At 52.6% G+C, this 25,390-nt stretch carries 11 protein-coding genes; 9 read left to right on the top strand and 2 right to left on the bottom strand.

The features are described 5' to 3' along the window. Positions 1-46: 46 nt before the first annotated feature. From Q4E93_RS32600 to Q4E93_RS32620, 5 genes are all read left to right on the top strand, one after another. On the top strand, positions 47-3,352 hold the full coding sequence (locus Q4E93_RS32600; RefSeq protein ID WP_303592145.1) for a VCBS repeat-containing protein: 3,306 nt from the start codon (positions 47-49) through the stop codon (positions 3,350-3,352). Positions 3,353-3,526: 174 nt separating this feature from the next. After that, positions 3,527-6,655 (top strand): SusC/RagA family TonB-linked outer membrane protein, encoded by a 3,129-nt coding sequence (locus tag Q4E93_RS32605; RefSeq protein ID WP_303592146.1) that lies wholly within the window; start codon positions 3,527-3,529, stop codon positions 6,653-6,655. 22 nt (positions 6,656-6,677) lie between these two features. After that, positions 6,678-8,309 (top strand): SusD/RagB family nutrient-binding outer membrane lipoprotein, encoded by a 1,632-nt coding sequence (locus Q4E93_RS32610; protein WP_303592147.1) that lies wholly within the window; start codon positions 6,678-6,680, stop codon positions 8,307-8,309. Positions 8,310-8,368: 59 nt separating this feature from the next. Beyond that, positions 8,369-11,680 (top strand): VCBS repeat-containing protein, encoded by a 3,312-nt coding sequence (locus Q4E93_RS32615; RefSeq protein ID WP_303592148.1) that lies wholly within the window; start codon positions 8,369-8,371, stop codon positions 11,678-11,680. Positions 11,681-11,805: 125 nt separating this feature from the next. Beyond that, positions 11,806-14,172 (top strand): ABC transporter permease, encoded by a 2,367-nt coding sequence (locus tag Q4E93_RS32620; protein WP_303592149.1) that lies wholly within the window; start codon positions 11,806-11,808, stop codon positions 14,170-14,172. 1 nt (position 14,173) lies between these two features. On the opposite strand, the gene Q4E93_RS32625 is transcribed toward Q4E93_RS32620, so the two are convergent. After that, positions 14,174-18,898: a PKD domain-containing protein gene (locus Q4E93_RS32625; RefSeq protein ID WP_303592150.1), complete on the bottom strand. Its 4,725-nt coding sequence runs from the start codon at positions 18,896-18,898 to the stop codon at positions 14,174-14,176. Positions 18,899-19,159: 261 nt separating this feature from the next. Between Q4E93_RS32625 and leuC the strand changes: the two genes are divergently transcribed. The 4 genes from leuC to leuB are packed head-to-tail and all read left to right on the top strand — an operon-like array spanning position 19,160 to position 23,836. Then, positions 19,160-20,569: a 3-isopropylmalate dehydratase large subunit gene (gene leuC, locus Q4E93_RS32630; protein WP_303592151.1), complete on the top strand. Its 1,410-nt coding sequence runs from the start codon at positions 19,160-19,162 to the stop codon at positions 20,567-20,569. A gap of 41 nt (positions 20,570-20,610) precedes the next feature. Beyond that, positions 20,611-21,207, top strand: coding sequence for a 3-isopropylmalate dehydratase small subunit (leuD, locus tag Q4E93_RS32635; RefSeq protein WP_303592152.1), 597 nt, complete (start codon positions 20,611-20,613; stop codon positions 21,205-21,207). Between the two features lie 44 nt (positions 21,208-21,251). Further along, positions 21,252-22,745, top strand: coding sequence for an alpha-isopropylmalate synthase regulatory domain-containing protein (locus Q4E93_RS32640; protein ID WP_303592153.1), 1,494 nt, complete (start codon positions 21,252-21,254; stop codon positions 22,743-22,745). A gap of 17 nt (positions 22,746-22,762) precedes the next feature. Then, positions 22,763-23,836, top strand: coding sequence for a 3-isopropylmalate dehydrogenase (gene leuB, locus Q4E93_RS32645; RefSeq protein ID WP_303592154.1), 1,074 nt, complete (start codon positions 22,763-22,765; stop codon positions 23,834-23,836). Here leuB and Q4E93_RS32650 read toward each other — a convergent pair. After that, positions 23,805-25,367 (bottom strand): M61 family metallopeptidase, encoded by a 1,563-nt coding sequence (locus Q4E93_RS32650; RefSeq protein WP_303592155.1) that lies wholly within the window; start codon positions 25,365-25,367, stop codon positions 23,805-23,807. The genes leuB and Q4E93_RS32650 overlap by 32 nt on opposite strands. Between the last annotated feature and the right edge of the window lie 23 nt (positions 25,368-25,390).

Consider the following 25,390-nt stretch of genomic DNA (forward strand, 5'->3'; position numbering starts at 1 on the left):
TTGAGGTCGTCCCCAGAAAAGGGACGACCTTCTTTAAATTGATCTTATGCAGGTGAAAGGAGGATGGTACATATGTTTATTGGCGGGCGTTGCCTTTTTCCAATCCTGCGACAGAAAGGCCGACCTGCTGTTTACAAAGATGGGCCAGGAAAAGACCCATGTGAATTTCCGGAATACCATCCTGGACAATAACGAGCGATTCAGCTGCCTGAACTTTCCTTACTATTACAACGGGGGCGGCGTCGCCGTAGGCGACTTCAATAATGATGGTCTTCCGGACCTGGTCTTCACCGGCAGCATGGTGAAGAACAGGCTCTATCTCAACAAGGGGGGCTTCCAATTCGAAGATATCACCGGAAAAGCCGGCATTGCCCGATTTGACGGATGGTGCACGGGTGTTTCGGTGGCTGACGTCAATGCGGACGGCTGGCTGGATATCTATATCTGCCGGTCTGCGCTGGAAGACGGCAAGAACAGGACCAACCTGCTGTTCATCAACAATCACGACCTGACTTTTACGGAGAGTGCCGCCCGGTATGGATTGAATGATTCGGGATACTCTACCCAGGCTTCTTTTTTCGATTTCGACAAGGACGGCGACCTGGATCTCTTCCTGATCAAGCAATCCAAGCCCGAATATTCCAGGGGCGTCAATTTGAATTATGCCAGTCTGAAAAGGCAGCCCGCGGAAGCATCGTTCGAGAACAAGCTGTACCGCAATGACGGGGGACATTTCACGGACATAACCCGGCAGGCGGGGATCAGGAGCAACCCCCTTACTTTCAGTCTGGGACTGGTGACCGCGGATGTCAACATGGACGGCTGGCCAGATGTCTATGTCTCCAATGATTACAATGAAGAGGATTACCTGTATATCAATAATAAGGATGGAACGTTCAGCGATCAGCTCCGCGACAGGCTGGATCATGTGGCGATGTATTCCATGGGCTGCGATATTGCCGATTATAATAACGACCTGCTGCCTGATATCTGCACCCTGGACATGCTGCCGGGGAAGCATGCGGACCTGAAGATGCATAGTTCAGCCGACAGGTTCGACAAATACCGGCAGCTCCTTTCCTATGGGTTCTATCCTTTCTACATGCGAAATCAATTGCAAAAAAATAACGGCGACGGTACTTTCTCCGAGATAGCCCAACTGGCAGGGATACACGCTACGGACTGGAGCTGGTCGGTCCTGTTTGCGGACTATGACCTGGACGGGCGGAAAGACGCTTATATAACCAATGGCGTCAAACGGGATATTACCAACCTGGATTTCCTTCAATTTGCGCAGGAGCATGCGCAGGCGATGAGACAGGGCGGGGCACCCATCAGCTTTCAGGAATACCTCACGCATATTCCGGGAGAGATAAGCTCTCATTATTTGTTCAGGAATATGGGCGACGACGGGTTTGAGGATGTGGCGGAGGCCAGCGGATTAGGGGAAGTACTGATCTCGAATGGCGCAGCCTATGTCGACCTGGATAATGACGGGGACCTGGACCTTGTTACCAACAATATCGACGAAGACGCTTCTATCTATTGCAACAATGCGGAAAAAATTTATCCCGACCGTCATTTTATTAAATTCTCTTTTAAAGGTCCGGCGGGAAATCCCATGGGCATTGGATCGAAGGTGTTTATCCATATAAAGGATAAGACCATTTACCAGGAGCAGCTGCTGACGAGGGGGTTCCAGTCGGGGGTAGATCCGGTGATCTCGGTGGGGCTGGGGAATGAAAAAGATGTGGATTCAGTCCTTGTTGTCTGGCCGGACGATACTTATGAGACGATCGTCGGGATCAAGGGGGGCCGGACACTGATGCTTGATCATGCGACGGCCGGCGGAAAATTCGATTACGGGCAGCTGGCAAAAAAGCCCCGGCCGCTCTTTACGCAGGAAGATAAGGCCATCGACTATGTCCACAAAGAAACGTTCACGAATGATTTCCTGACGCAGAACCTGATGCCGCATTTCTATTCTCATGACGGGCCCTGCATGGCTACCGCCGATGTCAATGGCGATGGCCTGGAGGATATTTTTATCGGCGGCGCGAAAGGCAGCCCGGGGAAAATATTGATCGCTGAAAAAGGGGGAAAATACAAGGCTTCTTCCGAAGGATACTTTACCAGCGATGAAAATTGCAAGGACATCAGCGCCGCGTTCTTCGATGCCGACGGAGATGGCGATCCGGATCTCTATGTGGTCAGCGGGGGCTATGAATTCGATAAGGCTAGTCCTCTTTTCCAGGACCGTCTCTATATCAATGAGGGAAAAAATGGATTTCGCGAGAAGAAGGATGCGCTGCCCGTATTCCTCCGCAATAAAAGCTGTATTGCAGTGTATGATATGAACGGCGATGGGCATCCTGATATTTTCATAGGCGGCAGTGTCGAACCTGGCAACTATCCCTTGTCCACTCCTTCCCGGCTGCTGATCAACGATGGAAAAGGGAAGTTCGCAGACCGTACATCGGAGATATGTCCTTCCCTGAGCCGGCTGGAAGGGATCGTGCATTCCGCCGTATGGGTGGATGTGAACAAGGACGGAAAAAAAGACCTGATCATCGGGGGAGAATGGATGCCCATAAAGATCTATTTGAATAATGGGACTACCCTGGAGGATGCTACGGGCAGGATAGGGGATACATTGCCATCCGGCTGGTGGTGCAGCCTTACCGCAGCCGATATGGACGGAGATGGCGACGAGGATATTGTGGCCGGGAACTTCGGATTGAATTCTCCCCTGAGAGCATCCGGCAGGGAGCCCATGGAGATACACTACTCCGATGTCGATCAGAACGGGATCATCGACCCTTTCATTTCTACCTATGAAGAAGGCGTTGCTTATCCGTTTGCCGGGATGGACGACGCCAACCGCCAGGTGCCCCTGCTGCGGAAATCATATTATAATTACGCCAGCTATGCAAAGGCGTCTATCACCGACCTGTATAAAGGCAAGAGCCTTAAAGAAGTGCCGCATATGAGCGTGACGGAGCTGAGAACGGTGTACCTGGAAAATACGGGCAATGGTTTTGCCATCCGTCCATTGCCTGTGGAGGCCCAGTATGCTCCCGTTTTTGCAGCTTGCCTGCAGGACTTCGATCATGACGGACATAAGGACATCCTGCTGCTGGGAAACAATAAATTCAACAAGCTCCGCATCGGGCAGCTGGATGCCAATCACGGAATAGTGCTTGCCGGAGATGGCAAGGGGCATTTCCGCTATGTGCCTCAAGGCAGCAGCGGGCTGCACATTCGTGAGGACGTCAGGTCGGTGGCCTTTGTCAATCATTCCCTTATCGTCGGCATCAACAATGGCCCTCCCGGGGTCTTTCGCCTGAACTGAGCAAGGGAATAATAACTGTTTGACGGCCCCTAACGGGGACGATTGGCAACTATTTGCTTATAAATATCAAAAAAGAATATGTAAATTCTATACATTACATAGGGCTGGTCGTAAGCACCAACGTAGTAATACCGTTTTTCAATTACACTTGAAAATTCTAAACTACATCTGCTTATGACCTATCCAAAGGTATTGCTTCTATTGCTTGTATTGCTATGCGGCCGCATAGCATTCTCCCAGGAACGAACGATCACGGGAAAGATCACGGACGAGGCCAGTAAAGGGCCGGTGGCAGGCGCCACGGTGAAGGTGAAAGGATTGAATACCGCCGTCTCTTCGGATGCGGAAGGTGCATTTGCTATCAAGGCTCCGTCGGGAACTGTCATCCTTGTCATTTCTTCCATCGGCTATGCGACAAAAGAGGTCACTGCAGGCCCATCCGCCGGGCAGCTGAGCATAACGCTGGGCACTGATTCCAGGCAATTGGGAGAGGTGGTGGTTACGGCCCTGGGCATTACCCGGCAATCCAAATCCCTGGTGTATGCCACGCAATCCGTCAAGCCATCGCAGCTCACGGAAGTAAGGGATCCGAACAATGTTCTTAATTCACTGCAAGGAAAAGTGGCGAATGCGGTCATTACACAGGGCTCGGGCGGTTTGGGTTCCGGCGCCAGGATCGTATTGAGAGGGAACAAATCCGTACAAGGAGACAACAATGCCCTAATCGTCGTGGATGGCGTACCGTTGAACAACGGGACATTTAGCGCTGCCACGAACGATTTTGGATCAGTGCAGAGTTCCGATGGAGCTTCCAACATCAACCCGGACGATATCGAATCCATGACGGTTCTTCGCGGAGCGTCGGCAGCAGCTTTATATGGCAGTCAGGGCGGTAATGGGGCTATTATCATCACTACCAAGAAAGGTAAGAAGGGTGAGACTACGGTATCGGTGAACTCGGGCGTCGGTATGGAGAAAACTTTTGCGCTGCCTGATTTTCAAAATACATATGGACAAGGTTCCGGAGGGGTACTGCCAGACAGCTCGCAGAAAGGAGCCAGCTGGGGACCTAAGATGACCGGCCAGTCCTACATCGACTACCTATATAAAGCGAATAAGCTATCGCCGCAACCGGATAATGTGAAGGATTTTTTCCGCACCGGAATGAGCCTCAATAATTCCATCAGCTTTGCCACGGGAGGTGAGAAAGCGCAGACTTACCTGTCTTATACGAATAATTATGGCACGGGCATCATCCGCAATAATGATCTGAACAGGCATATCTTTAACTGGCGGATCAGCAACCAGATCAGCAAGAAGCTGTCAACGGACGCCAAGATCACGTACGTCACGCAGGTGATCAAAGGGCGGCCTCGTACGGGGGAAGAAAATTCTCCTGTATTCGATGCTTATGAGATGCCCAGGAGCATGAGCACCCAGGATGCGAGGAACTACCAGTTCTTTGACAGCTACACCATAGCGAACCCTACCAACTGGCCATCTACGAACAACTCCATTTACCAGAACCCCTATTGGATGATCTATAATTCGGCTATTAACGAGACGCGCAACCGTATCATCGGGTTTATGTCGCTCCGTTACCAGCTGACGCCCTGGCTGAGTATCCGGGGATCGGGCAATCTTGACCGGACGGCCGACCGTATGGAGGAAAAATACCAGCAAGGCACTTTACTGTGGAATACCAATGCAGGAGGTTCATACAAGGTTACTGATCTCACAAGGACCGATAAATGGTTTGACCTGATACTGGAAGGCAATAATCAACTCAGTGAAGACCTGAAACTAAACTATCACGTGGGTACGATCTACCAGGACAGGCTGTATGAGCAGAACACGGAAGGCAGCAATGGCCTGAATGTTGCGAACAAGTTCAACCTGAATTTCTCCACCAACCCGCAGACGACCTCGACAGGGAGTGAGATACAGACTCATTCGGTATTTGGCCAGGCCACGTTGGGTTGGAAGGACATTCTCTTCCTGGATGCCAGTGTGCGGACCGATTGGAATTCTACCGTGCTGGCGCCTTATCACTTCACTTATCCTTCTGTGGGGGTATCCGCCATCCTGTCGGACCTCATCAAAGATCTTCCGGCAGCCATGTCGTTCCTGAAGGTTAGCGCCAACTATGCGCAGGTGGGCAATGGAGGTCAGTTTGGTGTACGCAATGCCAGCTTCACCTTTTTCCCTGGTGCGGGCAATGGCGGAATTGGCAGAGGAACTACGCTCCCCCTGCCCAATCTGAAGCCTGAGCTGGTCAAGAGCTACGAGTTCGGCGTGGAAAGCCGATTTGTCAATGACCGCATAGGGTTCAGCCTGAATTATTATAAAAGCAATTCAACCAACGAGCTGCTGACGATCCCCCTTCCTGTAGGCACCGGATATGCCAATAAGTACATCAATGCGGGAAATATAGAGAACCATGGCCTGGAGCTGGTGGTCAATGGCACCCCAGTCAAGCATAAAAACTTCAGCTGGGATGTTCAGCTCAACCTGTCGCTCAATCGTAACAAGGTCATCAAGCTGAGCGATGAGCTCAAGGCTGCCGACCTTGCAGGCGGGGATCAACGCTCTGCGTTACCCAGGGTACAGGAAGGCGGCAGCTTCGGCGATCTTTACGCCCATACCTGGTTAAAGAATGATAAGGGACAATACCTGGTGAATGCCAATGGAACACCCTATACTTCGTATATCTCCGGTGACCCTATTGCTTTCATCGGCAACTTCAATCCTAAAGAGGTGTTGGGTTTCACCAATACTTTCCAGTATGGAAGGTTTAACATGCGTGTGCTGCTGGATGGCCGCATTGGAGGTATTATCGAATCGGGCACCGAAATGAACCTGGCATTCAGCGGGATAACGAAAGGCACAGAGCGGTTCCGTGAAGGCGGCCTGAACCTTGGTGGCGTTACCACCGGAGGCGCCGCCAATACCACTCCCATTACAGCGCAGCAATTCTGGACGACTGTTTCCGGCCAACGTTATGGGGTAGGACAATTCTTCGCCTACAGCGCCACCAACTTTCGGGTGCGGGAACTGTCCTTTGGATATGACATTCCCGTAGGGGGCTTTCATCTTATAAAATCATTGCGTTTTTCTGCCGTGGCACGCAATCTTTTCTGGATCTATCGTGGAAGCTCTACGCTGAGCATTCCAGGTTTAGGCAAGCGTAAGATGTGGATGGATCCGGACATGAGTAATGGCAATGGTAATTTCCAGGGCACGGAATATGGGGCGATGCCTTCCACGCGCACGCTGGGATTCAATTTGAAAGCCACCTTTTAAAGTCAGTTTAAAAAGCTATTATATGAATCAACGAGTGAATATGATACTGAACAGCCGCCTGCAAGTACTGATGATCATTGGCGTCATCATGTGCACGGTGTCCTGTACGAAGAATTTTGAACAGATCAATACAGATAAGAATACCATTCCCACTATTGGGCCCCTGGAGCTGCCATTCCTGTTTTCCAGGGCTGAAGAGGTGGCTACCACCAATGCGGCTAATTACCAGATCGCGCAGAATCTTTTTGCCGATCAATATTGTCAATACTTTGCCTGTGAGGCCACTTATTTTCCTTCCGACAGACTGGTGATCCGGCAGGACTGGGTGGGCGCCAATTTCAATCCTATTTATTCCAGCGTACTACCTCAGTTGCTGACCATTTTTTCCAAGACGGATTCCATGTCGGCTGAGCATGCCATGGCGGAGGTCCTTTGGGTATTCGCCTTTCATAAAGTTACTGATTACTGGGGCCCCATTCCTTATTTCAAGGCCGGGCAGGTATTAACGTCCATGCCTTACGACGCACAGGATAAGATATACGACGACTTCTTCAAAAGGCTGACGGATGCCGTGGCGGTGCTGAAAACCCATGCCGGCGGAAATGGATTTGCTTCCTATGACCTGATCTACGGTGGGGATGTCGATCAATGGGTCAGGTTTGCCAACACGCTACGCCTTCGCCTTGCGTTGCGGATATCCAAGGTGGATCCTGCAAGGGCCAAGACGGAGGCGGAAGCCGCAGTGGCCTCCGGTGTTATGACAAAGAGCCCGAATCATGATGCCTTTATCAAGCGGTCAGCCAACGGCGACGATAACAACGGACTTTCCATCATGTCAGACTGGAATGAGTTCCGGATGAGCGCTACGATGGCCTCTGTGCTGAAAGGATACCAGGATCCAAGAATTTCCGAGTATTTCCTCCCCACTGTCAACAGCGGAGATCCCACTTTCGGTGTTTTTAGTCACTACAGCGGGTTGAGGAACGGATTGTCCGTAGATCAGCTGGGCCTGGATCCTAACCTGGCGGATGCCAATTCGCATACAGGCGCACGCTGGGCGTCCACCAGCGTCAAGGTAGGAGGAACAACTGTAGGCAGGGGCGATTATGTGGCTACTTCCCAGAATGTAATAGAGGCGGCAGAGGCGTACTTCCTGCGGGCGGAAGGTAAATTGCTGGGATGGGATATGGGTGGTGGATTGTCTGCTCAGCAGTTATACGAGGCCGGTATCACCAATTCGATGAATCAATGGGGAATCATCGATCCCACTGCCATTTCAGCTTATATCAATAGTCCGAATAAGCCAATTCCACCGGGTGACGGTCTCAACTCTCCGGCTGTATCTACCGTTCCCATCGCATGGCATTCCGATCCGGATACGCAGCGGATGCAGATCGCGACCCAAAAATGGCTGGCACTTTATCCGGACGGTATGGAGGCCTGGGCAGACTGGCGGAGAAGTCATGTCATGCCCCTGTATGAGGTGGTCAACTCGGATAACCCGCTGATCACGAATACGAAAACACAATGGATCCGAAGGATCCCTTTCCTGGATTCGGAAAAATCAAGCAATGCCGCGGCCGTCACTGCCGCCAAGAGTCTGCTGGGCGGGGATGATAATGTGCTGACCCCTTTGTGGTGGGATAAGAATTAGCGGAAATACTTTATCTTAAGGCTCCCATCTATCCGGATGGGAGCTTAATTGTTTTATCTATGCGGCGTATCTTCGGTCATCCTCTTCAGTGGACGTTGCTTATATTTTTCATCGCGGGTTGCGGCGACCGTCATGATGCATTGCTGACGCAGCTGGACAAGGACCGTACGGGGATAGATTTTCGGAATACCCTGTTTGACGGAGAGGCGCTGAATGTACTCAACTACATTTACTTTTATAATGGCGGCGGTGTTGCTGTCGGGGATATCAACAACGATGGTTTACCTGATGTGCTGTTTACGGGGAATATGGTGCATAACCGGCTTTACCTTAACAAAGGCGGGTTCAGATTTGAAAATATCACTCAGAAGAGCGGCCTGGCGGAAAAGGAAGGCTGGTGCACGGGCGCTACCATGGTGGATGTCAATGGTGACGGCCGCATGGATATTTATATCTGCCGTTCTGCGGACAGCGACCCCAACCGGAGAAGCAACCTGCTCTACATCAATAATGGCGATCTGACTTTTACGGAAAAGGCGGCTGAATATGGCCTAGCGGACAAGGGTTTTTCCACCCAGGCGGCTTTCTTCGATTATGACAAGGACGGGGATCTGGACATGTTCCTTATCAATCACTCGTTGCATCAATATACCACGGGAGCCATTGATAACCCCGGATGGCGCAGGGAGCGGCAGCCGGCTTATGAATGCAAGCTGTATCGCAACGAATGGGACCAGCAGCTGAAGCATCCTGTTTACACAGATGTTACTGCTCAGTCCGGCATTGTATCCGACGTATTGACCTTTGGGCTGGGGCTGGCGGTGTCGGATCTGAACAATGATGGCTGGCCGGATATCTATGTCTCCAATGACTTCAACGAGGCGGACTATCTTTTCATCAACAATGGAAAAGACGCGGATGGGAAGGTGACGTTTACCGAGCGCCTCGGGGATTGCATGGATCAGACCTCCTTGTATTCCATGGGCAATGACGCCGCAGATTTCAATAACGATGGGCTTGTCGACCTGATGACGCTGGATATGCTGCCAGAAGACAACCATACGCAGAAAATGCACAGCGGGGCAGAGAACTTTAATAAATTCCAGCAGCTGTTTGGACGAGGATTTTATTACCAGTACAGTCGAAACATGCTGCAGGAGAACAACGGGGATGGCACTTTTAGCGAAGTAGGTCAGCTGGAAGGCGTTTCAAATACCGATTGGAGCTGGGCGGCACTTTTCACCGACCTTGACAATGATGGGTATAAGGACCTCCTGGTGACCAACGGTTACGTGAAGGATTATACCGATATGGATTTCCTGAAGTATTCCGCCGACAAGGCGTTGCGGGCAGGCGGAGGAGATAAGGAGGACATCGTGAAGGAGGCCATCAGCAAGATGCCTTCCAGTCCGGGTACCAGCTATCTCTTTCGAAATACAGGCGGCCATGCATTTACGAAGGCTAATAGTGCCTGGGGGCTCACGCAGAAGACGGTGTCAGCCGGCGCCGCTTATGCGGACCTGGACAACGATGGGGCGATGGACCTGGTGATCAGCAACACCAATGAATATGCAGGGATCTATAGGAACAATGCGCGCATGCTACGCAATGCGCACTATTTGAAGATCGCCCTGAAAGGGGATCCCGGCAACGGCACCGGGATAGGCGCCAAGGTCAAGCTCTTTTGCAAGGACACTATATTCTACCAGGAGGCATTCCCTGTAAGGGGATTTCAATCATCTGTTGATCCCGTGATGAACTTTGGACTGGGTGATCATGCGTATGTCGATTCCGTTCTTGTCATCTGGCCGGATGACAGGTGGCAGGTGTTGCGGCAGCTGAAGGCGGACCAGGCGTTGCAGGTGCGGGTGAAGGATGCTGGCGGCAAGTGGAATTACAAGGCTTCGGCTCCTGTGCTGATGAAGGCCGCAGGCGCCGGACCTGTTCATACAGAGAATATGTATAATGACTTTGACAGGCAGCCGTTGCTGCTGAATTACCTGTCGCGCAGCGGACCCTGCATGGCTAAGGCCGATGTGAACAAGGACGGAGTGGAGGATGTGTTCATGGGAGGATCGAAGGGGCATGCGGGACATATTTATCTGCAATCGGCTGCCGGTGATCTGCAGCTATCGTCACAACCGGCCATCGAGAAGGATTCTTTGGGGGAGGATGGCGCCGCTGCATTCTTCGACGCTGACGGAGATGGGGATGCCGACCTTTATGTCGGTGGCGGGGGGTATGAATTTGAGGAAAAAGACCCGCTGCTTCAGGGGCGGCTATACCTCAACGATGGACGGGGGCATTTTACGAAGGCGGAGGGCGCTCTCCCGTCCTGGCCAGCCAGCATCAGCTGCGTAAAGGCTGAGGATATCGACGGGGACGGGGATCAGGACCTTTTTATCGGGGGAAGGGTCATACCTGGTAAATACCCCTTGTCTCCGGGCAGTAAGCTCCTGCTCAATGATGGTAAGGGACATTTCAGCGATGGCACTGCGCAGGCGGCGCCCTTCCTGGAGCGCATGGGCATGGTCACGGATGCCTTATGGATCGACCTGGACAAGGATGGCCGGTGTGACCTGGTAGTGGTAGGGGAGTGGATGCCGGTGAAGGTCTATCTCAACAAGGGGGGGAAGCTGGAAGATGCGTCGGATAAATATATTCATTTTCCGTCTGCCGGCTGGTGGAACCGGATCGCGGCGGCGGACCTGGACGGGGATGGCAGTGTCGACCTCATTTTAGGTAATCAAGGCCTGAACAACCAGTTCCAGGCTGGCGAAGTGCAGCCATTGACCCTTTATTACAAGGATTTTGATAACAACGGGAGTATCGATCCCGTCTTTTGCTATTACATCAACGGGGTGTCCTATCCTGCCGCTTCGCGGGATGACCTTACCACGCAGCTGCCGATGCTGAAGAAGAAATTCCTGGAATATCATGACTATGCCGATGCCACTATCGGTGAACTTTTCAGCCCGGAGCAGCTGAAGGGTGCGGGCCCTTTACAAGCGAACCTACTCAGTACCGTGTGGCTGCAGCATAAAGGCGATTCAGGGTTTGTCCTGCATCAGCTGCCGCCGGAAGCGCAGTATGCGCCGGTGTATGCCATAGCAGCCACGGATGTCAATGGCGATGGGAGCAAGGACCTGGTATTGGCCGGCGACAATGCCTGGACGAGGATCCGTTTTGGCCGATACCGTGCGGGGCATGGTGCGCTCCTGCTGAACGATGGGAAGGGAGGGTTTAAGTATGTACCTCAGACCGCGAGCGGGCTTCATTTGCGAGCCGATGTGCGAGGGGTGTTGGAGCTGGGAAAAGGCATGCTGCTTTTCGGGATCAATGACGGGCCGGCGGCGCTTTACCATTATTGAGAGCGGACATCCGCCGTTCGAAATCGGACAATAGGGCTGCTGTACGATTGCGTAATGGAATGACGGTCAAAGGTGTAACAAAATGGCACATTATTTCGTCCCATAGACCAATAACTGCCACTTCCATGCTCAAAAATTATTTCAAGATCGCCTTGCGTAGTATCCTGCGTCACAAGGCTTATTCCTTTATCAATATTTCCGGCCTTGCGATCGGCATGGCTTCCAGCATCCTGATCCTGCTGTGGGTGCAGAATGAGCTGAGCTACGACAGGTGGCATAAAGATGCCGAACAGACATACCGTCTCACCTGTAATGCGGGTGATTTCCGGGCCGCGGTCAATCCGGCAGGTATGCTGGGCGGGCTGCAATCGGAGATGCCTGTGATCAAAAATACGGTGAGGATCAGCCATCCGGAGACCGCTCTTTTCGAAGCCGGTGTCCGGAAATTCGAGGAGAAACGGGTGTTCTATGCGGACTCCACCTTTCTTCAGGTATTTTCTTTTCCACTGCTGAGCGGCGATGCCCGCACGGCATTGATGCGGCCGGACGGCGTGCTGCTCACGGAAGAAACGGCAAAGAAATATTTCGGGCAGGACGACCCGCTGGGAAAGACCCTGAGGAAGGACAATGGCGGCAATGTGGTGGTGACCGGTGTGCTGGCCGATATCCCGTCCAACACTCACCTGCAATTCGATGTGATATTACCCCTGTCTGCTGCTGCTGATCGCAATGACCTGAAAACGAATACCTGGAATAATTTCAACTTTTACAGCTATCTCGTGCTGGATAAGCATTTCGAGGCCACTCCTGCCGCCCTGGCCAGGCTGCAGCAGCAGATAGACGGAATATATAAAAAGCATGAGAAGAACCTGAAAGTGAATTTCCAATTGCAGCCATTGGCAGACATCCACCTCCATTCTTCCGGACTGCAAGTCGACCTGCCCATGCACGGCAATGCGCAATACGTCAATATCTTCTTTGTCGTAGCCATTTTCATCCTGGCGGTGGCCTGTATCAATTTTATGAACCTGGCCACGGCCCGTTCGGCCAGGAGGGCAAAAGAAGTAGGCCTTCGCAAGGTAGTAGGCGCCATGAGAGGGCAGCTGATCCGGCAATTCCTGGGCGAGTCATTGCTCATCTCTTTCTTTTCGCTGCTGGCAGCTGTCGCATTGGTATACCTGCTGCTGCCGCTGTTCAATCATCTTGCGGGCAAAACGCTGACCATTCACGTATGGGATGGGAAGATATTGATCGGGCTCCTGGGTATTGCCGCCTTTACGGGCCTTCTCTCCGGAAGCTACCCTGCCTTGTTCCTTTCCGGCTTTCAACCTGTGAAGGTCCTGAAAGGCAATCTGCGGAGCCTGGGCGGCAACCGGCTATTCAGGAATGGACTGGTGGTCATGCAGTTTGTCGTTTCCATTGTATTGTTGATAGGGACCGTGGTCATCTACAACCAACTGAGCTATATCAAGCACAAGAACCTGGGGTTTGAAAGGGAGAACCTGCTATATATGCCGATGACGGGCGATATCTGGAAAAAGCAACGGGCGTTGCGGGACGAATTGCAGCAGGATGCTTTCACCAGCCAGTGGGCCATCATTTCGGACCTTCCTACCGACCTGACGAGCGGTACCATTGATGTCGTATGGCCAGGTAAAGCTCCCAAGACACAGATCGTTTTTCCGTCCATGGATGTCAGTGAGAACTTCTTTTCCGTCTTCCAGACCAAACTATTGAGTGGCCGCGTTTTCTCCCCTGATTTTAAAGCGGATAGCAACAATTATGTCCTCAATGAAAAGTGCGCCCGTATCATGGGGATGACGCCGGAGAGCGCGATCGGTCAGTCCATTTCCTTCGGCGAAGTAAAGGGAACGATCATCGGGGTAGTGGGAGATTTTAACTTTAAGCCTATCCAGACCGCCATCGAGCCCCTGATCCTCCGCCTGAACAAGTGGGGCGGCACGGTGATGGTAAGGGCGAAACCGGGTGCGACGGAGGCGACCATCAAGGCGCTGGGCAAGATTAGCCGGGATCTGAATCCAGCCTATCCCTTTTCGTATGGGTTCCTTGACCAGGAGCTTGCCAACCAATACAAGGGAGAACAGCAGATGGGCAGCATCTTCAACTTCTTCGCCCTTCTCGCGATATTTATTTCCTGTCTGGGCTTATATGGGCTCTCAGCGTATATGGCCGAGCAAAGGACGAAGGAAATAGGGGTGCGGAAAGTATTGGGCGCCTCGTTGTTCAATATCGTCCGACTCCTGTCCACGGATTTCACCCGTCTGATCTTTATGGCCATGGTCATCGCCATTCCGTTGTCCTGGTGGGCTGTGAACAGCTGGCTGCGGAGCTTTGCCTACCACATTCAGGTGGGCTGGCTGGTCTTCGTGCTGGCGCCGTTGGCTGCTTTGCTCATTGCGTGGATCACTGTAAGTTATGAATCCATCAGGGCGGGTGTCGCTAATCCCGTGAATAGCCTGCGCAGCGAGTAAGCTATCTTATCAGCACAAAACTTCCTTTGCGGCTGAAAGTACCTCCGGAAGGGCATTCCATTTCTATGAAGTAGACATAGGCACCGGGCTGGCACCTTTGCCCTTTCGACGTGCCGTCCCAGCAGGAGGAGCGGTCGCCTGCGATGAAGTTGTCCCGTTCGAATACTTTTTCACCCCAGCGGCTGTAGATCACCATGTGCTTGATGATGGAGATACCTTTGATCATAAATACGTCATTGGACCCGTCGCTGTTGGGAGTGAAAGCGCTGGGGATCCGCACCCGGGCTTCCTTGCAATCCACGGCGACCACCACAGTGTCGGAGACCTTGCAGTAATTATTCTTCACCGTTACCACGTATTGCGTAGTCGCCAGGGGCGTGCACACCGGAGAGGCGCAATTATAACAGCTGAGGTATTTCTCAGGGGTCCATTGCCAGCTGATGACATCGCTGCTGCCTTCGGCATTGAGCGTGGCATCATAGCCAGCCTGCACCAGCACATCCGGTCCAGCTTCTACTGTCGGCAGGGGGCGCACGGTGACGAGGATCGACTTTTGATGGACAAAACAGTAATGGTCGTCGGAGCCCTGCACCGTATAAGTAATGGTATAGGGGGCGATGGCCGTGGGGTCGGGGATATCCGTATGATCCAGGCCCACCGTGTAGTCGACCCATTTGTAGACCATCTCACCCGTGGCGTTCAGCTTTACAGGCTGACCATCGCAGACGGCCGTGTCATGGTTGAGCTGCAGGTTGCCCGGCTGGATCACCTGTATGGTGAGGGGGGCGGTATTTTGACAGCCAATATCATCCTTCACCGTCAGGATATAGTCAGTGGTTTTTCTGGGTGCGGCGGTCGGATTGGGGATGGTAGGATTGTTAAGACCGGTGGACGGCCGCCATTCATAGATGTCTCCGCCGCTGGCCTGCAAAGGAATGGATTGACCCAGGCAGAGGACCGGATCCGCAGGCGATATGACGGCCTTCGGGTTGGGCCGGATCTTAATCAGGGAGGGGAGGACCGTATCGGTGACACATCCTGCGTCATTCTGCACGAGGAGGGTAGCCTTGTAGTTACCTGCGGTGAGATATTTATGGACGGCATTACCATCATTGGACGCAACAAGGCTGCCGTCCCCGAAATCCCATACATAAGAGCTGGCATATTGCGCCGAGGAGTTCAGGGTGACGCTGTTCCCGATGCAGGTTTCCGGAGGCAGCTTGGGAATATTCACCTGTGGCTGGCGGATGATGATAGAGTCGATATATTCACCTGTAAGGCCGTTGTAGGTATTGACGTGCAGGGTAACAATATATTTTCCGGGCTTTTCATACACGTGGCTGGCATAGTTGAGGTTTCCTGCCGTATTACCATCTCCGAAGTCCCAGGTTACGCTGACAGCGTTGTAGGAAGTATTGGTGAAGTTCACCAGGAGGGGCGGGCAGCTCCCTGCTATGTAGGAGGATGAAAAGCTGAAGTTGGAATTGAAATTCCGTACGATGATGGACACCGGGGTGGCGGCGGAGCCGCAGGGCACGGAAGGATTGGACGCTTTCATCGTCACGGTATAAGTACCGGGTACCGTATAGGTGTGGTAGGGATAAGGGTCGCTGGATGTGACGCCGTCCCCGAAATCCCAGCTGTATACCGTATTGGTATTGCCATTGTCATTGGTCGTATTATAGAAGTACACCGTTGTATTCAGATGCACGTCCGTACCTGAAGGGTAGAAGGAAGCCTTGGGGCCTTTGACAGTGACGTATTGTGCCGAGGGAACGGTAGAAGAGCAGCCGGCGGCATCGGAGATCTGCATATTGACATAGTAGTTGCCCGGGGAGGCATAAGTATGTTTGAGCTGGCCTCCTTTGTCGCTGGTGAAGGTTTGTCCATCCCCGAAGTCCCATTTCCGGGAGGTGATGACATTGTCGGGGGTGGATTTGGAAGTATCTTCCAGTATGACGGGAGATTGATAACACAGTTTGTCGGCGACGACCTTAAACCCGCCTACGGCGCCTTTGATGGCGAGCGGCATGATGTTGGTCGTGTCCTGGCAGCCAAAGATCCTGCTGGTAAGGATAAAGCGGATCCCTTTTTCTCCTGTTTTGAAATTGCTGATGGTGCCGTTGTAAGCGGTCGTCCAGCGATAGGGATAGGGGCCGACATCGGTCCTGGTGCCCTGGAAATCAGTGCCGTCCCCATATTGGGACGCCTGGAAGTCATATCCCGCATAATAATAGTAATCATAGACGATGTCCGTCTGGTAAGGATTTCTGTCCAGGTTGGCGATCTGAATATTGACGGGCGTATTGCTGCAGGCGGAGGAGAGATTGCCTGTGAGCTGGGGATTTTGCTTCAGGAGGACTTTTACCTGGTAGGGGAGCGACGTCAATGTGCACTGCCCGTTGGTGGCTGCCAGCGTGACGCTATAGGCGCCCGTTTTCTTATAGTTATGGGTGATGGTGGCCTGGGTACCGGGAGTCGTGGCCGTCTCGCCGTCGCCGAAATTCCAGACGACCGTGGTGGCTTGTACGGATGTTTGGGTAAAGGTGATATCACCTCTGTTGCCGCTGCAGGTATTGGTGCCGCCCGAGATCTGGGGAAAAGGGGGCTTCACCGTAATCGTCTTTGACATGGTGGTATCACAGCCGCCCAGGTTCCGCGCATAGAGCTTAACGGTATAAGTACCCACGGCCTGATAATTGTGAACGGTGCTTATCGGTCCGAATGAACCGCCGCCATCCCCGAAATCCCAATTATAGGTGTTGATGTCGAAGTTATTAGGGGTGGCATTGAAGGACACCGTATTATTGCCGCAGACCGGGTTAGGCGTCATGGAGAAATCCAAGGTGGTGATCTTAGGGTCGATGATGATGACGTTGGAATTGACAGTACCCTTACAGCCACTCTGTGTTGTGTAGGACAGTTGGGCGACGTACTTGCCAGTGTTGGAATAGGTATGAGAGGGGGTAGGCGCGGTCGAAGCGTTGCTCCCGCTGTTGGGATCGCCAAAGATCCAGTTGGTCGCCGTCAGCGGTTCCGAGGACCAGGTAGAGAAATCCACGGTTACCGGCTTGTTGCAGGTGGCGGGATAGCCAGGGTTGGAATACACAGCCACCGGGTTGGGCGGAGGCTGGCTATAGACGATATAGGATATTGCGCCTTTGCAGCCATTCTGGGTAGTATAGTTCAACGTAACCGTATAGCTGCCGGTGTTTTTGAAACCATGGGTAGGGTTGGCGGCGCTGGAAGTGGCGGAGCCGTCCCCGAAGTCCCATTGAGTGGCCGTCAGCGGTTCCGAAGCGTTGGTATGGAAGCCGAAAGTGATCAGGGAGGAGCATACCGACAGCGTGGGCGGGTCCGTATAGATGGAGACCCATGGACGAGTGATCGATACGTTCCCGGTGGTCGTATTGGTACATCCGTCCGCGTTGGTTACCCGCAGCCAGATGGTGTAATTGCCATCGGCGTTGTAAGTAAAGGCAGGCGTCTGCTTCGTGCCGGTGATATTCGGGTTGTTGTAATACAGGTAATTGAAATCCCATTCCCATTTGACCGCCCCCGGAGTGGCGTCTTTGAAATTCACTGCCACGGGCGCTCCGCATTTCCCTGTGATGTCGATGGAGAACGGGGTCGGGTGGGGGATATCTTTGACGGAGATATGTTTGGTCGCCACCTGGGGACAGGCGCCGAATGTATTTTTCAAGGCGATGGTATGATCGCCGAGTACGCTGAAGGCAGTGGAAAGGCTTCCATAATTGTACGAGGGGGTTCCGTCAATTTCCCATTGGCTGTTGTCGGGTGCGGGAACGCTTTGTGCGTTGAAGGTGACATAAGAGCCAAGGCAGATGGGAGAGGGTACGGAAAAGTCCGTGCTGTAGCTGGCGACATTGATCGGGTTTGATTGGATGCTGGTGACTGTGCAACCTTCGGAGCTATGAACTTTGAGGCTTACCGTATAAAGCCCTTTTTTATTGAATATGTAGGTTGGGCTTTGTTGCGTGGAGCTGTTGCCGTCCCCGAAATCCCATTGATAGTCCAATGTGCCGGGGCCTGTGCTGGCATTGGTGAACTGAATGGGGTCTGTGACCAGGCACAGGACTTTTTTATCTGCCGTAAAGCTGGAGGTCAGGGGAGGAATGATCTTTACTATGTCGGCTTTTCTAAGTGTGGTATGGCAGCCATAGCTGTTGGTCACAGTGAGGCTGACGGATGCCGTCAATTGCACGCCATAAGTATGGGGCTGACCGCTGCCGTAGCTTTGCTGGGTAGAGCCATCCCCGAAGTCCCAGGTGTAGCTGGCGATGCTGCCGCCGCCAGGTGTTGCGTTTGCCGTGAAGGTAACGGGCATGCCCAGGCAGGTCTTGACGGGAGCGACGGAAAAATCCACCGTGGGAGGTTTATAGACAGTGACCTGCTGTGTTTGGGTAGAGGTATTGCCGCCATCTTCCACCGTCAAAGTCACCGTGTAGCTTTGCTCGTCAGTATAGACGGCTGCGCCGCTTGTCAAGGCTGAAGTGTTGCCGTTGCCATAATCCCATTTATAAACAGCATTTGGTGAAGCGCCTGACGTTTGATTGGTGAAATTCACTACCAGGGGCGAGCAGCCTCCTGACTTATCCATGGAGAAACGTGCGGTCAGCTGTGCGGAGACGACACTGCTGGTGAATAGTATAGACAGGAAAAGGCTATAATATTTAAGATAGGTTCTTGCCGGCCGGGGGTTCATGGGTTCTGGGTGAAACAGTGTCGATTTTAGCAGGTCCCAAGATATATATTAAGGGTGGAAAAGACAAATATGGCCTTTTTGCATGTCTGCTAAGTCCTTTAAAGTTAAAGTTATAAGTGCTTTATTCCCAATGCGGGGGAAACGGCTTACCTTTACCGTCCGGTATTTCTCTTTCTCGTTAGATCTTAGAAGAAATCCAGTAAGAAACCTTATTATATGGAGATTTTTTAAGAATTTTGCAACTTCTTTAAATTCTGGAAAATGAGCCAATCACCCGCTACATTATTTGACAAAGTATGGGACAGCCACGTCGTCAGGAAAATTGAGGATGGTCCCGACATACTTTTTATCGACCGCCATTTTATCCATGAAGTCACCAGCCCGGTTGCTTTTCTGGGATTGGAGAGCCGGCATTTGAAAGTGATGTTCCCTGAAAAGACATTTGCCACGGCCGATCACAATACGCCCACCATCAACCAGCACCTGCCCGTGCAGGATCCCCTATCTGCCAATCAGCTTAAAGCGTTGGAAGTGAACGCGGGAAAGTATGGTATCTCCCATTGGGGTTTAGGTAATCCCAAGAACGGCATCGTCCATGTGGTGGGACCCGAGAACGGCATTACCCTTCCGGGAATGACCATCGTATGCGGGGACTCGCATACTTCAACCCATGGTGCTTTTGGGGCTATCGCATTTGGCATCGGCACTTCTGAAGTGGAGATGGTGCTTTCCTCCCAATGTATCATGCAGCCCAAGCCGAAGAAGATGCGGATCAATGTCAATGGCCGGATCGGAAAGGGCATCACCCCCAAGGATGTGGTGCTGTATATTATTTCGCGGCTGACGGCAGCCGGCGCTACGGGGTATTTCGTGGAATTTGCCGGGGAAGTATTCGAGCAAATGAGCATGGAAGGCCGTATGACCGTTTGTAATATGAGCATAGAAATGGGCGCCCGCGGGGGCATGATCGCCCCGGACGAGACGACCTTCAACTATATCAAGGGAAGGGAAAAAGCGCCTAAGGGAGCGGCCTGGGACAAAGCGCTGGCATATTGGAAGACCCTGAAGACCGAAGCCGGCGCCACCTTTGACCTGGAGCACCATTTCGAGGCGGCAGACATCGAGCCCATGATCACTTATGGCACCAACCCGGGGATGGGCATGGGGATCACCCAGCATATTCCTTTGGCGCAGGCCTCTGGCGGCAGCAAGGCGAGCTATGAAAAATCCCTCGGCTATATGGGTTTTCATGAAGACGAGTCCATGCTGGGAAAGAAAGTGGATTATGTATTCATCGGCAGCTGCACGAATGGACGGATCGAGGATTTCCGTGCTTTTGCATCCATTGTAAAGAACCGTAAGAAGGCGGATCATGTCACTGCATGGATCGTCCCGGGATCGCATATCGTGGAGCAGCAGATCAAGGAAGAAGGGATACTGGATATATTGACGGCAGCGGGTTTCCAGCTGCGTCAACCCGGATGTTCCGCCTGCCTGGCGATGAATGACGACAAGATCCCTGCCGGCAAGTATGCCGTCAGCACCAGCAACCGCAATTTTGAAGGGCGGCAGGGCCCGGGCGCCAGGACGATGCTGGCGAGCCCCTTAGTGGCTGCTGCCGCGGCTGTGACAGGCGTGGTGACGGACCCGAGGACATTGATGGCAGAGTGATCTTATTCCAATTTATTCCAACCCCGACAATTGTAAAAATTATGGCTTACGATAAATTCACTGTATTAAAGAGCTCCGCAGTTCCCATGCCCATCGAGAATGTGGACACAGACCAGATCATCCCTGCCCGTTTTTTAAAGGCCACCGAGCGTACGGGCTTTGGGGATAACCTTTTCCGTGATTGGCGTTATAATCCGGACAACACGCCCAAAAAGGATTTTGTGTTGAACAACCCCATTTATTCGGGCAAGATACTGGTGGGCGGGAAGAACTTCGGCAGCGGCAGCAGCCGTGAGCATGCGGCGTGGGCCATCTATGATTATGGCTTTCGTTGTGTGGTATCCAGCTTCTTTGCCGATATTTTTAAGAATAACTCCCTAAACATAGGCATACTGCCTGTGCAGGTGAGCCCTGCTTTCCTGGATAAGATCTTCCGGGCGATCGAAGCCGACCCCAAGACCGAGCTGGAAGTGAACCTGCCGGATCAGACCATTACTATCCTGGCCACGGGTGAAAGCGAGGCTTTTGAGATCAATACCTACAAGAAGCACAATATGACCAATGGCTATGATGATATCGATTATCTGCAGGCCATGAAAGAGGAGATCCGCGCCTATGCCGGGAAAAGCATCTATTAAACCGTACGAACGACATGTCCCCAGCTCCACGTTATATTGAAATAATGGACACCACTCTCCGGGATGGTGAGCAGACCAGCGGCGTTTCTTTCTCGCCTCCGGAGAAGCTGACGATCGCGCAGCTTTTACTCGTCGAGCTAAAGGTCGACCGGATCGAAATAGCGTCAGCCCGTGTGTCTGAAGGGGAGCTGGCGGCTGTAAAAGCAATCACCAAATGGGCGAAGGCCAATAACTTTTTAGACAGGATCGAAGTGCTCACCTTTGTCGATGGCGATGTCTCCGTAAAATGGATGCAGGAAGCCGGAGCCAAAGTGATGAACCTGCTGACCAAGGGTTCGCTGAATCATCTGACCCACCAGCTGAAAAAGAAGCCGGAGCAGCATTTCGAGGAGGTGGCCGCTGTCATCGCATTGGGAAAGAAAAAGGGCCTGGAATGTAATGTCTATCTCGAAGACTGGAGCAACGGCATGCGACATTCCAAGGAGTATGTTTTCCAATACCTGGATTTCTTACAGGGGCTTCCTATAAAAAGAGTGATGCTGCCGGATACTTTGGGGATACTTATTCCCTCTGAGGTCACCGAATATATTTCGGAGATCGTCCAACGGTATCCCGACCTTCATTTCGATTTCCATGCGCACAACGATTATGACCTGGGCACGGCCAATGTCCTGGAAGGCGTTAGAGCAGGGGCGCATGGCATACATCTCACGGTCAATGGGATGGGGGAGAGGGCCGGTAACGCCCCTTTAGCCAGCGCTATCGCCGTGCTGAATGATTTCCTGCCTTCCGTAAAAACTTTTGTCAACGAGGCGTCCCTGTACAGGGTCAGTAAGCTGGTGGAAACATTTTCAGGTGTGCGGATCCCCGCCAACAAGCCTGTCGTGGGAGAAAATGTGTTTACGCAGACGGCCGGCATCCATGCCGATGGAGATAAGAAGAACAAACTGTATTTCAGCGACCTGATGCCCGAACGATTCGGCCGTCAGCGCAAATATGCCCTGGGGAAGACCAGCGGCAAGGCGAATATCGAGAACAACCTGCAGCAGCTGGGCATCCAGCTGTCGGATCCGGACCTCAAGCTGGTGACACAACGGATCATCGAGCTGGGCGATCGCAAGGAAGTGGTGACCCAGGCCGACCTGCCTTATATTATTTCCGACATCCTGGACAGCAAGACCATCCAGGAGAAAGTAAGGGTGGAGAATTATGTGCTTACGCATTCAAAGAGCCTCCGCCCTTCCGTGACGGTGAAGCTTTCCGTCAATGGCGAGGTCTTTGAGGAGCATGCCCAGGGAGACGGACAATACGATGCCTTTATGAATGCGCTGAAGAAAGTTTATAAGAAACAAAAACTGGAGCTGCCCACCCTGACCGATTATGCCGTGCGGATCCCGCCAGGCGGTAAGAGCGATGCGCTTTGTGAGACCATCATTACCTGGAACGACGGCAATAAAGAATTCAAGACGAGGGGACTGGACAGCGATCAGACGGTCTCGGCCATCAAGGCTACCCAAAAAATGCTGAACTTAATTTAAGCTTAATATATCATCGAATGGCAAACAAGCATATTCTCATCGTTCCGGGAGACGGAATAGGACAGGAAGTAACGGCAGTCGGCAAGAAAGTGTTGGATAAGATAGCTTCGAAATTCGGGCATACCTTTACCTATGACGAAGCGTTGATCGGCCATGTGGCCATTGAAGCAACGGGCAATCCCCTGCCTGACGAGTCGCTGGAGAAGATGCGGAAGTCCGATGCGGTGCTGTTTGGAGCTGTTGGCCATCCAAAATATGATAATGATCCTTCGGCCAAGGTCCGTCCCGAGCAAGGTCTGCTCAAGATGCGGAAGGAGCTGGGCTTGTACGCCAATCTCCGCCCGATCAAATTATTTGACGAATTATTAGGCGCTTCCAGCATCAAGCCGGAGATCTTGAAAGGCGCGGATATCCTCTTTTTCCGCGAGCTTACCGGGGATATCTATTTTGGTGAAAAGGGGCGTAAGAACAATGGGGATACGGCCTATGATGTGGCGGAATACAGCCGCTATGAAGTGGAGCGTATTGCCCGCAAGGCTTTCGAAGCGGCCCGGACCCGTCGCAAGAAGCTGTGTTCCGTGGACAAGGCCAATGTGATCGAGACCTCCCGGCTTTGGAGGGAGGTGGTCCAGAAAGTAGCGTTGGAATACCCCGATATAGAAGTGGAGCATCAGTTCGTCGATGCAACGGCTATGCTGCTGATAAAGGACCCCCGTCGTTTTGACGTGGTGGTCACGGCCAATCTTTTCGGCGATATCCTTACGGATGAAGCATCGCAGATCGCGGGCTCCATGGGTATGCTGGCTTCCGCCTCCATTGGCGACGGCACGGGGGTTTATGAGCCCATTCACGGCAGCGCTCACGACATTACGGGCAAGGGCGTGGCCAATCCGCTGGCATCTATCCTTTCTGCCGCGCTGCTGCTGGATATTTCATTTGGCATGAAGGCTGAGTCCGAGGCGGTGATCGCTGCCGTGGATAAGGTGCTGAAAGCCGGATTCCGCACGCGGGATATTGCCGATGCGGGGACGCCGGCCGGGAATATATTAGGTACTGAAGCTATTGGGGCCGAGGTGTTGAAGGCGCTGTAAGATAGGATCTGCGGATGGCGGCTTGCAGGGTGTCTGTTGCTGGAAGCGGATAGATCCGGAAGTTGTCGTCCATGCCCAATCCGCCGTAGGCAAGGTATTTTGCATAGTCGGGCTCCTTTGTCGTGTAGACGTAGTCAAATATTTCCGTCAGGGCTGTTCCTGCTATTGTTTCGCAGGTGTTTCTGAATTCGTCGCCGGTGAACCCCCTTTTTTCCTTTTTATAATAGACTTCATAGAGTGTCCGCATGACATCGTCCAGGGATCTTTTGTTCCCTGTATGGTGTCTGATGGCCAGGTCCAGCAGCAATCCCACGGCGGGACCTTTCTGATAGTAGGAGATGGAGCTGTCTTTTTTTCCGCCGAAGGGGCCGTCAGACCAGGTGCTTTCGCTGGCCTGCGCCAGGGACTGGTAGAGGCGTCCCGGCTCTTTCTCATAAGCGGCGATATCGGATGAAAAATGATGCAATAGCTCTTCTCCTGTCATCAGTCCGGCGCGGGCTACCAGCATGTATTCATAATAGACGGTGAGGCCTTCGGAGACCCATAGCTGGTCGGTCCTATTCTCCCGCTGATAATCGAAGGGGCCCAGGGCAATGGGCCGGATCCGTTTGACATTATAATGATGAAAATATTCATGGGCGATGAAGCAAAGCATGCGCTGGCGGCCTTGCCTGTCTTTCATGGAACTGCCCGAGAAGCCGATGGTAGATGAGTTGAGGTGCTCGATGCCGCCCGGGCCTGCACCGATGGCCAGGAATGTATAGTCGCCGTAAGGGATATCACCGATGACAGCCACGCCCTGCTCCACGATTTTTTTCAGGTCTTCGGTAAATTGCTGTTTATCGAATTCTCCCAGGCGATGGCCGATGAAATAGTGAGGCTTGCTGTTGACGGTGAAGGTGGGCAATTTTTCCAGGTTGCCCGCCAGGATGGGGCAATCGTAGAGTACGTCGAAATCCGGCGCCTGGTAGGTATGGGGTTTTGTTTTTATGGCCTCCAGCCCCGTGGCTACCGTGTTCCAGCCGGACCAGGGTTTGACCTCCACGGATATTTCGTGTTGGAGAAGGCCGTCGATGTACATGAATACGCCTGCGGGTGCGATATAGGCATGCGTGCTGTCCAGCCAGGGCTGCGCTACAAAGGCCTGGCTGGCGGTGACATCGTAGGTGATGGTGACTTTTGATCCGGCTGGGTGCGCCACCCGCCAGGTGTTGGGGCCGGTCTTTGTCCAGCCCAGTTCATGACCATGGTCATCAGTAGCATGGAAGTTCCCGACGTTCTTAGCATAATCCAGCAGCTGGTAATACCCGGGCATCCAGGCCGGCATTTTAAAATCGATTACCGGTGCGGAAAGGCCGGAACAATGAAAATTGATATGGATCCTGTGTGTGCCGGGGTCATCCAGGGAGAGGGTGTAATGGAGGCTGATGTTTTGTTGTGCAATGGCCTTATTCGTCTGTTCCATTAAGTTATCGGTCTGCCCCAATAATTGGAGGATCAAGCTGATAATAACCAGTTTTGTGAGATTCATCTAACAATTTACTTTACAGGAGC

It is taken from the genome of Flavitalea plasmicola, assembly GCF_030546645.1.
In the GTDB taxonomy this organism is placed as follows: Bacteria; Bacteroidota; Bacteroidia; order Chitinophagales; family Chitinophagaceae; genus Puia.